Annotated in this window: 12 protein-coding genes; 3 read left to right on the top strand and 9 right to left on the bottom strand. The window is 61.2% G+C overall.

All coding sequences use genetic code 11. From position 1 onward, the window contains the following. Positions 1-266: 266 nt before the first annotated feature. The 3 genes from uvrA to DevBK_RS05420 all read right to left on the bottom strand — a co-directional run bounded on the left by uvrA (position 267) and on the right by DevBK_RS05420 (position 5327). A complete protein-coding gene (gene uvrA, locus DevBK_RS05430; protein WP_317184726.1) occupies positions 267-3161 on the bottom strand; it encodes an excinuclease ABC subunit UvrA in 2895 nt (964 codons plus the stop codon). Positions 3162-3371: 210 nt separating this feature from the next. Beyond that, entirely contained in the window at positions 3372-4016 is a 645-nt protein-coding gene (locus DevBK_RS05425; protein WP_317184725.1) for a LysE family translocator, read from the bottom strand. Between the two features lie 63 nt (positions 4017-4079). After that, positions 4080-5327 (bottom strand): hypothetical protein, encoded by a 1248-nt coding sequence (locus DevBK_RS05420; protein ID WP_317184724.1) that lies wholly within the window; start codon positions 5325-5327, stop codon positions 4080-4082. A 296-nt stretch (positions 5328-5623) separates the two neighbouring features. Here DevBK_RS05420 and ssb point away from each other — a divergent pair, with 296 nt between their 5' ends. After that, complete coding sequence (gene ssb, locus DevBK_RS05415) at positions 5624-6145, top strand: single-stranded DNA-binding protein (RefSeq protein ID WP_061907444.1); 522 nt, start codon at positions 5624-5626, stop codon at positions 6143-6145. Between the two features lie 43 nt (positions 6146-6188). On the opposite strand, the gene DevBK_RS05410 is transcribed toward ssb, so the two are convergent. Both DevBK_RS05410 and dtd read right to left on the bottom strand, forming a co-directional pair. Next, the gene (locus tag DevBK_RS05410) at positions 6189-6593 is read right to left on the bottom strand and encodes a YbaN family protein (RefSeq protein WP_317184723.1); all 405 of its coding nucleotides are present in this window, start codon (positions 6591-6593) and stop codon (positions 6189-6191) included. Beyond that, entirely contained in the window at positions 6590-7033 is a 444-nt protein-coding gene (dtd, locus tag DevBK_RS05405; protein ID WP_317184722.1) for a D-aminoacyl-tRNA deacylase, read from the bottom strand. Before dtd ends, DevBK_RS05410 begins: the two co-directional genes overlap by 4 nt. A gap of 390 nt (positions 7034-7423) precedes the next feature. Here dtd and DevBK_RS05400 point away from each other — a divergent pair, with 390 nt between their 5' ends. Beyond that, positions 7424-8344, top strand: a complete 921-nt coding sequence (locus DevBK_RS05400; RefSeq protein ID WP_317184721.1) for an IS110 family transposase — start codon at positions 7424-7426, stop codon at positions 8342-8344. Positions 8345-8611: 267 nt separating this feature from the next. On the opposite strand, the gene DevBK_RS05395 is transcribed toward DevBK_RS05400, so the two are convergent. The 3 genes from DevBK_RS05395 to DevBK_RS05385 all read right to left on the bottom strand — a co-directional run bounded on the left by DevBK_RS05395 (position 8612) and on the right by DevBK_RS05385 (position 12655). Then, positions 8612-9139 (bottom strand): hypothetical protein, encoded by a 528-nt coding sequence (locus tag DevBK_RS05395; protein WP_317184720.1) that lies wholly within the window; start codon positions 9137-9139, stop codon positions 8612-8614. A 120-nt stretch (positions 9140-9259) separates the two neighbouring features. After that, complete coding sequence (locus DevBK_RS05390; RefSeq protein ID WP_317184719.1) at positions 9260-11653, bottom strand: efflux RND transporter permease subunit; 2394 nt, start codon at positions 11651-11653, stop codon at positions 9260-9262. 120 nt (positions 11654-11773) lie between these two features. Then, positions 11774-12655 carry an SDR family oxidoreductase gene (locus DevBK_RS05385; RefSeq protein ID WP_061907376.1) on the bottom strand — a complete coding sequence of 294 codons (882 nt, stop codon included), beginning with the start codon at positions 12653-12655 and terminating at the stop codon, positions 11774-11776. A 148-nt stretch (positions 12656-12803) separates the two neighbouring features. On the opposite strand from DevBK_RS05385, the gene DevBK_RS05380 reads away from it, so the two are divergent. After that, positions 12804-13205, top strand: a complete 402-nt coding sequence (locus DevBK_RS05380; protein WP_061907375.1) for a winged helix-turn-helix transcriptional regulator — start codon at positions 12804-12806, stop codon at positions 13203-13205. On the opposite strand, the gene DevBK_RS05375 is transcribed toward DevBK_RS05380, so the two are convergent. Further along, positions 13202-13495 carry a hypothetical protein gene (locus tag DevBK_RS05375; RefSeq protein WP_061907374.1) on the bottom strand — a complete coding sequence of 98 codons (294 nt, stop codon included), beginning with the start codon at positions 13493-13495 and terminating at the stop codon, positions 13202-13204. The two genes, DevBK_RS05380 and DevBK_RS05375, sit on opposite strands and share 4 nt — an antisense overlap. Positions 13496-13581: the final 86 nt, after the last annotated feature.

The following is a 13581-nucleotide window of genomic DNA, read 5'->3' as shown; positions in this document are numbered from 1 at the left end:
TATTCCCATCCGGCTGGTGGCGGCAATGTGAGGATCGGCGCATTTTCGCTGCTTCGCCATCGGGCAAACAGCAGGCGCGGCATGCGTGGCGCGCATGCCAATTTAACCATTTTTCAGCATGACGCTTCGGCGACTGTCTAACTATCCGTCACCAAACGGGTATCTTCGGGTAACAACACGTTACCATCGAGCGCGTCCTAAGCCAGAATGCGACAAAGGGACGCTCGCTTGTGGCGAACGCCCCTTCTTGTGATCGCTTGCCCGGCCTATTCGGCGGCGCGGGTCGCATATTGCGGACGGCGGTCCATGACTTCCTTGAGGAAGTGACCGGTATGCGAACGCGTGTTCGTGGCCACCTCTTCTGGCGTGCCGATGGCAACAACCTCGCCGCCGCCGTCGCCGCCCTCGGGACCCATATCGATGATCCAATCGGCCGTCTTGATGACTTCGAGATTGTGCTCGATGACGATCACAGTATTGCCGCCATCGACCAGCTCGTGGAGAACTTCGAGAAGTTTGGCAACGTCGTGGAAATGGAGGCCGGTGGTCGGCTCATCGAGCATATAGAGCGTACGGCCGGTGGCGCGCTTGGACAGCTCCTTGGAGAGTTTTACGCGCTGTGCTTCGCCGCCCGAGAGGGTCGTGGCCGGCTGGCCGACCTTGACGTAGCCCAGTCCGACGCGCTGCAGGGTGGCGAACTTGTCGCGGATGACCGGGACGGCCGAAAAGAACTCGACGCCTTCATCGATCGTCATATCGAGGACATCGGAGATCGACTTGCCCTTGAACTGGACTTCGAGCGTTTCGCGATTGTAGCGCTTGCCCTTGCAGACGTCGCAGGTGACGTAAACGTCGGGCAGGAAGTGCATTTCGATCTTGAGGACACCATCGCCCTCGCACTTCTCGCACCGGCCGCCCTTGACGTTGAAGGAGAAACGGCCCGGCCCGTAACCGCGCGCTTTCGCTTCCGGCAGGCCGGAGAACCATTCGCGCAGCGGCGTGAAGGCGCCGGTATAGGTCGCAGGATTGGACCGCGGGGTGCGGCCGATCGGCGACTGATCGATATCGATGACCTTGTCGAGGAATTCGAGGCCAGTCAGCGAGTCATGCGGGGCAGGGACGACGCGGGCGCCATTCAGGCGACGCGCGATGGCCTGGTACATGGTGTCGATCATCAGAGTCGATTTGCCGCCGCCGCTGACGCCCGTAATGGCGACGAACAGACCGAGTGGGACATCGACCGAAACGTTCTTGAGATTGTTGCCGGTCGCGCCCTTGATCGAGAGCGCCTTGCCCTTCTTGCCCTCGCGACGTTCGGGCGGGATCTGAATGCCCATGCGGCCCGAGAGATATTTGCCCGTCAGGGAATCAGGATGATTAAGAATGTCCTGCGGCGTGCCTTCAGCGACGATATGGCCGCCATTGACGCCGGCGCCGGGACCGATGTCGAGCACATAGTCGGCCGTCAGGATCGCATCTTCATCGTGTTCGACGACGATGACGGTGTTGCCCAGATCGCGGAGGCGCTGCAGGGTTTCGAGGAGGCGGGCATTGTCGCGCTGGTGGAGACCGATGGAGGGCTCGTCGAGCACGTAAAGCACCCCGGTCAGGCCCGAGCCGATCTGGCTGGCCAAACGAATACGCTGGCTTTCGCCACCGGATAGCGTGCCCGAGTTGCGCGACATGGACAGGTATTCAAGGCCCACATCGTTGAGGAAGTTGAGGCGCTCGCGGATTTCCTTGAGAATGCGTTCGCCGATCTGACTTTGCGTTGCCGAGAGCTTGTCGGACAGATCGACGAACCACTTCGATGCCACCTTGATCGACATATTGCTGACCTGGCCGATATGGAGGCCATCGATCTTGACCGCCAGCGTTTCGGGCTTGAGGCGATAACCGCCGCAGGCAACGCACGGCTTGGCCGACATGTAGCGCTCGATTTCTTCGCGCATGCCGGCGCTTTCGGTTTCCTTGTAGCGACGCTCAAGATTGCCGATGACGCCTTCGAAGGGCTTGCTGGTCTTGTATTGGCGGAGGCCATCGTCATAGACGAAATCTATGGCCGTCTTGCCGGTGCCGAACAGCACGGCGTGCTGAACCTCGAACGGCAACTCGTTCCATGCCGTGCCGGTCGACGCGCCGTAATGCTTTACGACCGCCTGCAGGGTCTGCTGGTAATATGGCGCAGAGGTCTTCGACCATGGCAGGATGGCGCCATCGCGTAGCGACAGGCTTGCATCCGGTACAATCTGATCGGGATCGATCTTCTGCTCGGTGCCGAGACCGTCGCAAACCGGGCAGGCGCCAAAGGGGTTGTTGAAGGAGAAAAGGCGCGGCTCGATTTCGGCAATGGTGAAGCCGGAGACCGGGCAGGCGAACTTTTCCGAAAAGGTGATCTGGCGAGCCGAGCCGTCTTCGTTTTTCTCATCGGCATATTCGACCAGCGCGATGCCTTCGGCGAGCTTCAGCGCGGTTTCAAAACTTTCGGCAAGGCGGCCGGAAATATCGGGCGAGACGACGACGCGATCGACCACGACCTCGATGTCATGCTTGAATTTCTTGTCGAGCGTCGGAGCGTCTTCGATTTCATGGTATTCGCCATCGATCTTGACGCGCTGGAAGCCCTTGCGCATCAAATCGGCCAATTCCTTCTTGTACTCGCCCTTGCGGCCGCGGGCGATCGGCGCAAGCAGATAAAGGCGCGTGCCTTCGGGCAGCTCAATGGTGCGATCTACCATCTGGGAGACGGTCTGGCTTTCGATGGGCAGGCCCGTGGCGGGGGAATAGGGAATGCCGACGCGGGCGAACAGCAGGCGCAGGTAATCGTAGATTTCCGTGACCGTGCCAACGGTCGAGCGCGGGTTACGCGATGTTGTCTTCTGCTCGATGGAAATGGCGGGCGAAAGGCCTTCGATGTGCTCGACATCGGGCTTTTGCATCATCTCGAGGAACTGGCGGGCGTAGGCCGAGAGCGATTCCACATAGCGACGCTGGCCTTCGGCATAGATCGTATCAAAGGCGAGGGACGATTTTCCGGAGCCGGAAAGGCCCGTCATGACGATCAGGCTATCGCGCGGCAGCTTGACGTCGATGCCCTTCAAATTGTGTTCGCGGGCACCACGGACGATGATTTCGCGGTTCTGGCTGGGCGTAGGCTTCATGGTTCGCGTCCGTGGCTTGTCGCGCCGCAAGGCGCAGCAGCAGTGGGGTCAAAAAGGGCCGGGGAGCCCATGAGATAAGCGTCTTGTGGCGCGGCTGCAAGGCATGACCGCATAGGTGTCCTGACCGCAGCGATAACATTAGCGCGCGGCCCGGGACTTCCCAAAACAGTGTCGTTCGTCATGAACATTTGCAGAACAGGCTAGAGTCCGTCAAGAGGTCGAGGTCATGGTCAGTCCATGCCAGGCGGTGAAAACAGCAACGGCGAGGAAGAGCGCGCCGGCACCTCTTCCAATCCAGATAGTGGCCGCCGGGTTGCCAACAAGCGCATCACGTCCGCGGCCGGCAGCCAAAGCCAGTGAGCCATAGACCGCGCCTTGCATGGCAACCGTGATAATGCCGAGGGCGAGGGCCTGGGACCAGACGGGGCCGAATTCAGCCCGCACGAACTGCGGGAAGACGGCCAGCACGAAGAGATAGGCTTTTGGATTGATGAGACAGGTGATGAGGCCCTGACGAAAAGCGGCGCCTTCCGAACGGGTCGTCGCGCGGCCAATGCCATCGACCGTGATGGCGCTGCGCAGAAGCGTGTATCCGATCCATGCCATATAGGCTGCGCCAGCGAGGATCATCGCCTGGAAAAGGATGGTGGGGAGGTGCGTCAGGACCCCGACGGCAAGTGTACCGAATAGGGCGTGGACCGCGCCGCCGAGCATGACGCCGGCAAGGGCGGCAAAGCCCATGGAGCGGCCGCCCGTCAGCGCATTGGCGAGGATGAAAAACATATCCATGCCCGGCACAACGATGATGCCGAAGACAAGGATCGTATAAAGCCACAGCGCCTGCGCGTAATCCATGATGCTCCCCGGTGCTGAAAGGGGAATGGATGAGGCGTGCTGACAGGGTTTGTCAGGAGGGGCTCAATCGTCCTTCAGATAATTGCCGCCATCGATGACGAGAAGATCCGTCGAGTCCCGGTCAGGCGCGAAAATCGAGAGCGTTTCGGTCTTGCCGTCGTCACCCTTAAGGGTGAGTTCGTAGCCGGCGACTTCGTAAGTGCCCGAACTTGCCGGGCGATCGCTGGAGACGGTGACGCCACCCATATCCGAACTGGACGATCCGCCGCTCCAGCCATCGCGGGTGAATTTGCCATCGGGGGTGAATTTGACAGTACGCTGGACCGCAACGCTGCCGGAGCTGGTCGCCGTCATGCCGCTCGAGGCCCAGGTGTAGGTCCAGGAGCCGTCGAAGCGCGTGCCGGTGTCGAACTCGGGCAGGCGGAAATAATCGCCCTTGTCGATCTTGAGATCGTCGCCGGATTTTTCGAGCGGCATGGTTTCGGTTTTGACGACGCCGAAATCGTTGAGCATGGAGCGCATTTCGATTTTGCGCTCGCCGCCGAACCAGCCGCCGCCGGTGACTTTATAGGTCCCGCAATCGGTGGGATTCTCTGCGCACCAGGCGGACAGATCCGTGCCGGCGGGCAGTTCGGTGCTAAACAAGCCTGCCTTGTCGAAGACCATGATCTCACTATCCGAGGTGAAATCGAGGCCGCCAAAGGCGTTGGGCATGAGACCGGTGCTGAGGTGGGTAAAAACCCCTTCGAGGCCGCCATCGCCGGACTGAGGCTCAAGACCCTTGTCTTCATCGCCGGCAAAACGCACGGAGCGGACGAGGGCTTCGAAGGCGTCCTCGGCCTCATCTTCATGATCGCTGCGGGTGTTCATGAAGATGAGGCCGGCCAGAAGCTGTTCGTCCTCACTCGCAATACCAGCAATGGTCTGGCCGAGCGAAATGTCATCCTGATACCCACAGCAGCGATATTCGACCTTGATCGCGTGGCCATTGAGCGTGGTGCCGGCGCTGTCGGTCATCGGGTCTTCTTCGGTCATTCCGTCGACCCAACTGACCATCTCCGCGACATTCGCATCAAGCTGGGCGGGGCCGGCCTTGGCACCGACGAGCTGGATCATCGCCGCGGCGAAATCATCGTCCTCGGTCTTGGGAAATTTCTTGGTGAGCAGGATGCCTTCGGTGTTTTTCTGCAGCTCCCAGCCGTCGGGCGATTCGAAGGTGATCGAGCCGAGTTTCATCTCCTCGGCATGCGCTGGCAGCGCGGCTAGGAGACCAAAGGCGAGAATGACAGACGGCAGGAGGGGCTGTTTCATGGCGCGAAATCCGCTCTTTTCGACACGGCGCCAGACGAACCGGTGGCTTTGGCGAGAATGAGGCGAAGGGTAAGGCAGCCAACCGCAATGGGCGATTGACTCGCAACGAACAAGAACATAAAGTGAACAAAATGCAAAGGTGTGAGCATCCGGCAGATTTGCGCCTGCTCTGACGCGAGACGGGCTAAAGTGCGCGGACGAGCGGGAGGCTGCGCAAGAGGCGGCTCACTCCGCGCTCGATCACAGAAGCGTCCCGCGACCTTGCAGACCGGGACTGAATTGGAAGGAAATGCGCCATGGCTGGCAGCGTGAATAAAGTCATTCTGGTGGGCAATCTCGGCAATGAGCCCGAGGTGCGGACCCTGCCGAGCGGCGGCAAGGTGGTGAACCTGTCGATCGCGACATCCGAACGCTGGCGCGACCGCAATAGCGGTGAGCAGCGCGAAAAGACCGAATGGCACCGCGTGGTGATCTTCTCGGAAGGTCTTGCCAAGGTCGCCGAGCAATATCTGCGCAAGGGTAGCAAGGTCTATCTCGAAGGCCAGCTCCAGACGCGCAAATGGCAGGACCAATCCGGCCAGGACAAGTATTCGACCGAGATCGTGCTTCAGGGATTTAACGCCTCCATGGTACTGCTCGATGGCCGCGGCGATGGCGCCGGCGCCGGTGCAAATGAAGGTGGCGGCGGTGGCTATGGCGGCAATGATGGCGGCTTCCGCGGCGTCAGCAATTCCGGCGGTGGTGGTGGCGCACGTCGTCCCTCGTCCAACGCGCCGGCTTTTGAATCCGGCGGTCTTGACGACGACATCCCATTCTGAGGATTTTGATCAAAAGGGTCGCTTCGGCGGCCCTTTTTGTTGGTTAGGCTGACGGGGCAGAGGGGCGCGACAGCACATAGGCAGCGCAGGCGCCAAGGACGACCGCGACGAGCAGCGCGAGCCATGGGCCGGGATGGGCACTGACCCAGAAGAGCAAATAGCCGAGCGCCATGCCGGAGCAGGCCAAGGCTTTTGCGCGCGGAGCGATGACGCCATGAGTGCGCCAATTGGTGATGGTGGGGCCGAGGATGGGGTGGCAGAGGAGCCAGGTTTCCAGCCGGCGCGAGGATTTGGAGAAACACCAGGCGGCAAGGATCAGAAAGATCGTGGTTGGCATAAGCGGCAGGAAGGCGCCGATGATGCCTAGAGCGGTCATGAGGAGGCCGAGGGCGAGATAGACCGCCCGCATGGTGCGCGTCTTGGCCAGGGCCGATTGCGGTTCGCTCATGAGTTATCGGTATCCAGCCAGATCGTCACCGGACCATCATTGACCAGCGCGACCTTCATGTCGGCGCCGAAGATGCCATTGGCAATAGGGACGCCGGTTGCAGCGAGCGCCTCGGAGAAATGCGTGTAAAGCGTTTGGCCGCGCTCGGGTGGAGCGGCGCGCGAAAAGCCGGGTCGATTGCCCTTGGTATCGGCGGCGAGGGTGAACTGGCTGACGACGAGAGCGCTGCCGCCGATGTCAAGCAGCGAGCGGTTCATGCGGCCGTCATCGTCCTGGAAGATGCGGAGTTTTGCGATCTTTTGCGCCAGCCAGGAGGACTTTTGCTCGGTGTCCTCCTGCATGGCGCAGATCAGGACGAGCACGCCCGGGCCGATCTCGCCGGTGATGGCACCATCGACGGTAACGGAGGCGGACAGGACGCGTTGAATGAGGGCTCGCATGGGTGTGGTTTAGCGCCGGATTTGCCGGGTGCCCAGCGGAGATGTGTAGGGGGGAACTTTGGTGAAGGCGGACTGCAACTTGCTGGATGCCGCACAACCTAGCAGTATAGGCGCCGTTTCCCTTCAATGCCTTGGGAATTTCTGGGCCTCCCCAATCTTCGTCCTTCCCTCGGGCTCGACCCGAGGGACACTGCGCGAGGCAGATGCTTTTGTGGGTGGGCGAGTGGCCCTTGTCTGTTGAAAGTGTGCGAGATTGGTTCCGGGAGGGCGATCGATTGGCCCTTGGTCATCAGACCGTACCCGAGTGTGATCCCCTCCCGGTTTTGTCACCATCCTGAACAGTTGATCGAGGCCGCTGGCGGCGGACCTCGCAGTACAAGGACAGGCACGATGATCATAGCATCGGACTTTATCGGAATCGACGTGGGCAAATACACGCTGGAGATATTTGCCGGTCGGGAGTTCTCCATCGCCAATACCGAGGCAGCTCTTGCGGACTGGTTGGCCGGGCTGAGCCGGCCCGAGCTGGTGCTGTTCGAAGCGACGGGCCGCTACGACGGCAAGCTGCGCCGCGCTCTGGAGCAAGCCGAAATAGCATTCTGTCGGGTTAATCCGGCACAGGCGCGGGCCTTTGCCCGGGCCACCGGGCAGTTGGCCAAGACCGATAAGGTCGATGCGCAGATGTTGGCCCGGATGGCGCAGGCTTTACGGCCACATCCCCAGGCCGCCGCCGACGAGAGGCGCCGACTTTTAGGCGAGTTGGCGCGACGCCGGGATCAATTGGTTGACATGCGCCGGGGCGAATTGACCCGCCAACAGGAGATGGCGGAACCCGAAATCCTGACCGACATCTCCGCCCATATCGAGCTGCTCACCAGCCGCATCGCTGTCTTCGACAGCCGGATCGCCGCGCTGATCGCGGCGACCGACGAGCTTGCACAGGCCCAGCGCCTCCTGTGGTCCATCCCTGGCATCGGCCTGGTCACCGCCACCACGCTGCTGTCCTTCCTGCCGGAGGCCGGCCATCGCTCGCCCAAGACCATCGCTGCGCTGGCAGGTCTGGCCCCCTTCAACAATGACAGCGGCCTGTTCCGCGGCAAGCGCAGCATCCGTGGCGGACGTCCTCGTGTGCGGGTTGCTCTCTACATGGCGGCCCTCACCGCGTGCCGCAGCACTGGCCTGCTTGGTCAGTTCTTCCGAACCCTCACCGCCGCCGGCAAACCCAAAAAGCTCGCCCTCATCGCTATTGCGCGAAAAATCCTTGTCATCGCCAATGCCGTTCTGAGAGACCAAACGCCCTTCAAAACCTGAACCAACAACACAGTTGCTCGGGTCAAGCCCGAGGGAAGAGCGGTGGGTGGGGTGAATACACTGGAGGTGGCTAACCTCTTGTGCTTGCTTGGCTTTGAACCTCAACTGCTCGCATCCGCCGCATCATTTTGACCGTTGGCGGCACCCTGCGGCAAGAACTAGCAACTATTGCAACGTCAGTTCCGCGGAAGCGAAATCTCTTGTCTCGAGCGACAGCATTGCCGTTTTCATGTCCATACCCCGCGCAAGCTCCCGCAGTGCCAACCCTTACCGCGTGAACGGCACTTGCGCTGTCAGGCTGTCGCCGGATTCGACGTAGACGACTTCGAAGGACACGCTCATGGAGTCGTCGTTGAGGGCGATTTGAGAGGAGATGTTCATCTCCTTGCCCTCTTCGTCGGGGGTGCGTTCGCGGAGGTTGAAGACGAGGCCACCGCCGCGTTTTTGGCCGACGGCGATGCCGGAGAAGGTGGCGTTGGAGGTCATGGCCGCTTCGTAGCGGCGCGAAGCGTCTACATAGGCGATGGTGCCGGCGACGGAGAGATTGGTGCCGGCGAGAGTGCAGCGGCCGCTATAGTTGATTTTGTCCTGATTGCCCTGGGTCAGTGAGAGGCGGCAGACGACGGATTCGGTGGCGGCGCCGACCAGCGTGCCGCGGCCGCGCCATTCACCGATATAGGATTTGAGTAGCGCCACTTCCGCCGGGCCTGCATAGGCGGGCGCCGCGGCAAAGCCAGTCGAAAACACGGCGGCAGCAAAAGCGAGGGCGCGCGGAACGGGTCCAAAACGGGTCATGGTGCAAGGCCTCCAGATGTCACAACGAGCGCCCGGGCTGGTTATCGACGGATCAAAGAACAGAGCCAGAATCGGCGTGGTTATGGTTATGCCACGGCTTTTCGAGAGCGAGAACGGGCCTCAAGCGGGACGAGGGGCTTCCCCTTCAGTTCCGCCTTCACCTGTGACCGTATCGCCAGTCGGATCGTCTGGAGTGGCGTCGTGATCGGCCGTGCGAACGCGGATCTTGCCGAGGGGGTGGAAGAACTTGCCACCGGCCATCAGCAGGGCGGGAAGGATGAAGAGATCGCCGAGGATGGCAAGGGCCAGCGTGACGACAAAGAGCGAGCCGAACAGGGCAACCTGTGGCAGCTCGGAGAACATGATGATCGCCGTGCCGGCGCAGAGAATGATGGTGGTCGCGACAATAGCGCCGCCGATGCGGAGGAGGGTGTGCTGCACCGCGTCCTCATGGGTGCGGCCTTCCTCGCGGCGCCCGTGGAGATAGTGGGACAGGAAATGCACCGTGTCGTCGACCGCGATGCCGAAAGCGATGGTAAGGGCAATGACGGTGGTAAGTTGAAGACCAGAGCCAGACCACCAGAGCCAAGCCTCTGTTCCTAGAATGGGAAAGAGATTGGGGATCGCAGAAGCCAATGCGACCCGAAAAGATTGGAAGGCAAAGCCGATCAGCGCGAGATTGACGAGGACGCTGAGCGTCAGGTCAAGCTGTAGACCGCGGACGATATTGTCGGTCGCAAAGGTCGTGAGCACACGGAAGCCGCCGACTTCGGCATCGGTAATACCAGCCGAGACGAGTTCGCTTTCGACGCGGGCCACGAGATCCTTGAGCTTGTCGCTTTCGATGATGGTGGGCATGAAACCGGTAACGAGGGCCTGCGAGCCGTCATCGGTAACGAAGCGCCGCCGCATAAAGGGACCGACGGCCTCGAGCACCTCGCCGCGGGTGAAGCCGGCGTCCGTGTAATTGGACATGCTCGCAGCGGAAATAACCTTGTTCTCGCCGAGCTCCTTTTCGAGGATGTCGTGCACAACCTGGATACGCGCGAAATCGACCTCGCCGACATCCGGGTTGTGCTCGATCAGGGGCACGCGAATGTAGAGCGGGGCGACGCCGCCGACGCCCTCATCGATGTTTTCGGCCGCGGTGAGGGCGGTCGATTCGTTGGCAACGAAATCCTCGAAGGAAAATCCCGGCTGGATGAGGAAATAGGGGATCAGCAACAGGCCGGTGGCGACGATGCCGGCAATGGCGATCGGCCGGCCAAATCGGCTGGCGAGGAACCAGGACAGGGGCAGGGGAGCCGTGAGCACCACGCTCGACTTCGGCGGCGCCTTGAAACCCATGCGGATGGCGAGCTTGAGCAGCAGCGGTTGGAAGGTCATCGAGCAGGCAAAGAGCAGGAAGGAGCCCATGGCGCCAGCCATGGAGAATTCACGCACGCCTTGGCCCGGCGTTAGGGAGAGCGAGGCGAAGCTGACCATGGAAATGAGCATGGTCAGGGCCGTGGCGGGACCAACGAGCTTGATGGTCGCATCGACCGCCTTGTTGGGCTCCATGCCGTCGCGCCAATAGGCGAGCCAATTGAAGGTGAAGAACATCGACTCGGCAAAGGAGATCACCAGCACCAGCGTCGTGACGATGATGGTGAGGAAGGAGAAGGAGCCGAAGAAGAGAAGGATCATGCCCATAGACCACATAACCGCGAGGAACGGCGTGGCGGCGACGATCAGCGCGCCAGCAATGGAGCGGAGGGCGAGAAGGGCAATGATGGAGCCAAGGGCGAAGCCGTAGACGGTAAACTTGACCTGATCGTCCACGGCGGCATTGAGCATTTCCGTGGTCCAGACCGGTGGGCCGGTGATCTCGATCGAGAGGTCAGCGTTCTGGAACGGCGCGATCGTGGCGCGCAGGTTCTCGATCATCGCCTTGGCGCCGCGCTCTTTGACCAGATCCTGATTGGGGAACATGATCATCACCACGCCATCGAGATCGGGCGTGATGAGATTGCGCATCATCGGATCGTTTTGCTGCAGATCCATGAGGGCGAAGGCAACCTCGTCGGCCGTCTGCAGACCTTCGGGCACGGCCGGGACGGAGCCGCCGCCGGGCGATGGCTTGCGCAGCGTGAAGGGTGACATGGTGCCGACGGCATATTCATTGAGCTCGAGCTCAAAGGCGAGGTTTCGGACCTGCTCGATCACCTCGGGCTCGGCGAGCTTGGGCGAATTGACGAGAATATAGAGGTCGTTCTCGAAGGTGCCGAATGTTTCCGAGAGGTGTTCGTAGGCGTCGTAATAGTGGCCCGAATGGGCATAGACGCGCAGAAGATCGCCATCGACATTGGCGCGCGGGATCTGAGTGAAGCAGAGGACGGAAAAGATCAGCACCGCGAGCGCCATGAGGCGCGGATAGCGGACCGTCGTCAGCCCGATCTGTTCAAGACCAAAGCCGATGGAACGATCATAAGTCAGGCGGGCCAGAAAACGTTTGAACCAGGAAGGGGAAGACACGACGGGCCCGACTCCGCACGCTGACGATCTGACAGAATCTCTATGTGGTTCTGAAAGGTGCGTCCAGCGGTCGCGGGGCGGGCAGGGTGGCGCGGCCAGAGTGGGGCCGCGCCAGAGGGCTTATGCGCCGAGGGCGGCTTTGTTTGCCGTGATGAAATCGGCAAAGGTCGTCGGCTTCTTGCCGGTATAGCGTTCCACCGTGTCGGTAACGACGCCATGGTGGCCGGTGACGGCGTCGCGCTGGAAGGCGACGAGAGCGCCGGCAAAGCCTTCGGGGAGGCCGGCGGCGACGAGACCCTGCTGAAGCTGCGGTGGCGTGATAGCCACAACCTGGACGGGCTTGCCGGTCAGCTTGGCGAAGAGTTCCGCACGTTCGACATTGGTGATTGGCGCTGCGCCCGTGACGTCTTCGACCGTCTTGCCTTCGGCATCGAGCAGCGCACCTGCGGCAGTCTTGGCGGCATCGGAGCGGGTGACGTAGGACGTGCCACGGTCCCCGATGAGGCCGAAGAGCTGGCCCGAGGAAATGACGTGACCGGCATCGGCCAGCGTGTTCTCAGCATACATGTGATTGCGCAGGATCGTGAAATCGAGGCCGCTGGCGGCGATTTCCACTTCGGTCCAGAAATGCTCGGGGTTGAGACCGGCATCGGCATCGGGGCGCGCGGCTGGCGCAGAGGTGTAGACGATGTGTTTTACACCGGCGGTTTTGGCGGCGGTAATGATTGCCTTCTGCTGCTCGGCGCGGCGACCGACGGCATCGGTGCTGACGATGAGAAGGCGTTCGACGCCCGCAAGCGCGGTGGACAGCGTCGATGCATCGTCAAAGTCGAGCTTGCGGATTTCCGCGCCCTTGGCGGCCAAATCTTCAAGTTTCGACGGGTCGCGCGTGCCGGCGATGACGCGGGTGGCGCCACGGGCCAGCAGTTCTTCGACCGCGAGGCGGCCCAGATTGCCAGAGGCGCCGGTGACGAGAAGGGTCGCGTTGCTGAACTTGCTCATGTCATTCTCCATAAATTTCTCTGCTTCGACCCGCTTGCTCCCATGCATGGAGGAGAGTAAGTATCGAAAGGAGAGTGCTATCTAGGTCTTTTAGGAAAGACTGAAAAGGAGGCACTTTTTCGGGTGAAGATTACCTTGAGGTAAGTGCATGCAAAATGCGACGGGATTGGCCGAGACCTATATCGAACGCTGGAGCGCAGCGGCAGACCTCAGCGGGCCGTGCCCGGTGCGCGATGTGCTCGACAAGATCGGCGACAAGTGGAGCATGCTGCTGGTGATGACGCTGGCCTGCGGCCCCAAGCGTTTCAACGAACTGCATCGCGAAGTGCCCGATATCTCGCAAAAAATGCTGACGCAGACGCTGCGCGATCTGCAACGCGATGGGCTCGTGTCGCGCCATGTCTTCGACACCAAGCCGCCATCGGTGGAATATCGGCTGACTGATCTGGGGCACTCGCTCATCGTGCCATTCGGCCAGTTGATCGAGTGGGCGAACCAGAGCATGCCCTCAATCGCGAAATCGCGCGTGTCGTTCGATAAGGTCGCTTAGCTCGGAAAAGTCCGGAGTTTTCGCAGGCGGGCTGGCGCGGCAGCATGTTTGCGCTGGCGTTCGGCAGCCTTGCAGTCGCGGATAATCCGTCGCACGCGGCGGAGCACGCCGATACCGATGCCGTCCCGCGCGAGAAGCTCGGGGCCCTCCATCTTGTCGATTTCGCCGAGGGTCGAGAGCCCGGCTGCCTGCAAGCGTTTGCCGATGCCGTCGGTGTCGCGCAGGTCGATGACCGCAATCGTCTGCCAGGTTTGTGCGCCGCGAAGCCAGGCGCGATAGGTGTCTGCCATACTATTCCAATTTCGACTTACCGATGCCGGGCCAACGTTTTAGTCTCGACGCGGGTTCACAGCCTCTACACTTTGCACAGCGCATA

It is taken from the genome of Devosia sp. BK (assembly GCF_032907385.1).
Taxonomy (GTDB): domain Bacteria; phylum Pseudomonadota; class Alphaproteobacteria; order Rhizobiales; family Devosiaceae; genus Devosia.
This window is presented reverse-complemented; position numbering and strand designations above follow the sequence as displayed.

Coding starts and splice junctions, on each gene's coding strand:
- uvrA (WP_317184726.1), bottom strand. CDS start 3,161: ATGAAGCCTACGCCCAGCCAGAACCGCGAAATCATCGTCCGTGGTGCC.
- DevBK_RS05425 (WP_317184725.1), bottom strand. CDS start 4,016: ATGGATTACGCGCAGGCGCTGTGGCTTTATACGATCCTTGTCTTCGGC.
- DevBK_RS05420 (WP_317184724.1), bottom strand. CDS start 5,327: ATGAAACAGCCCCTCCTGCCGTCTGTCATTCTCGCCTTTGGTCTCCTA.
- ssb (WP_061907444.1), top strand. CDS start 5,624: ATGGCTGGCAGCGTGAATAAAGTCATTCTGGTGGGCAATCTCGGCAAT.
- DevBK_RS05410 (WP_317184723.1), bottom strand. CDS start 6,593: ATGAGCGAACCGCAATCGGCCCTGGCCAAGACGCGCACCATGCGGGCG.
- dtd (WP_317184722.1), bottom strand. CDS start 7,033: ATGCGAGCCCTCATTCAACGCGTCCTGTCCGCCTCCGTTACCGTCGAT.
- DevBK_RS05400 (WP_317184721.1), top strand. CDS start 7,424: ATGATCATAGCATCGGACTTTATCGGAATCGACGTGGGCAAATACACG.
- DevBK_RS05395 (WP_317184720.1), bottom strand. CDS start 9,139: ATGACCCGTTTTGGACCCGTTCCGCGCGCCCTCGCTTTTGCTGCCGCC.
- DevBK_RS05385 (WP_061907376.1), bottom strand. CDS start 12,655: ATGAGCAAGTTCAGCAACGCGACCCTTCTCGTCACCGGCGCCTCTGGC.
- DevBK_RS05380 (WP_061907375.1), top strand. CDS start 12,804: ATGCAAAATGCGACGGGATTGGCCGAGACCTATATCGAACGCTGGAGC.
- DevBK_RS05375 (WP_061907374.1), bottom strand. CDS start 13,495: ATGGCAGACACCTATCGCGCCTGGCTTCGCGGCGCACAAACCTGGCAG.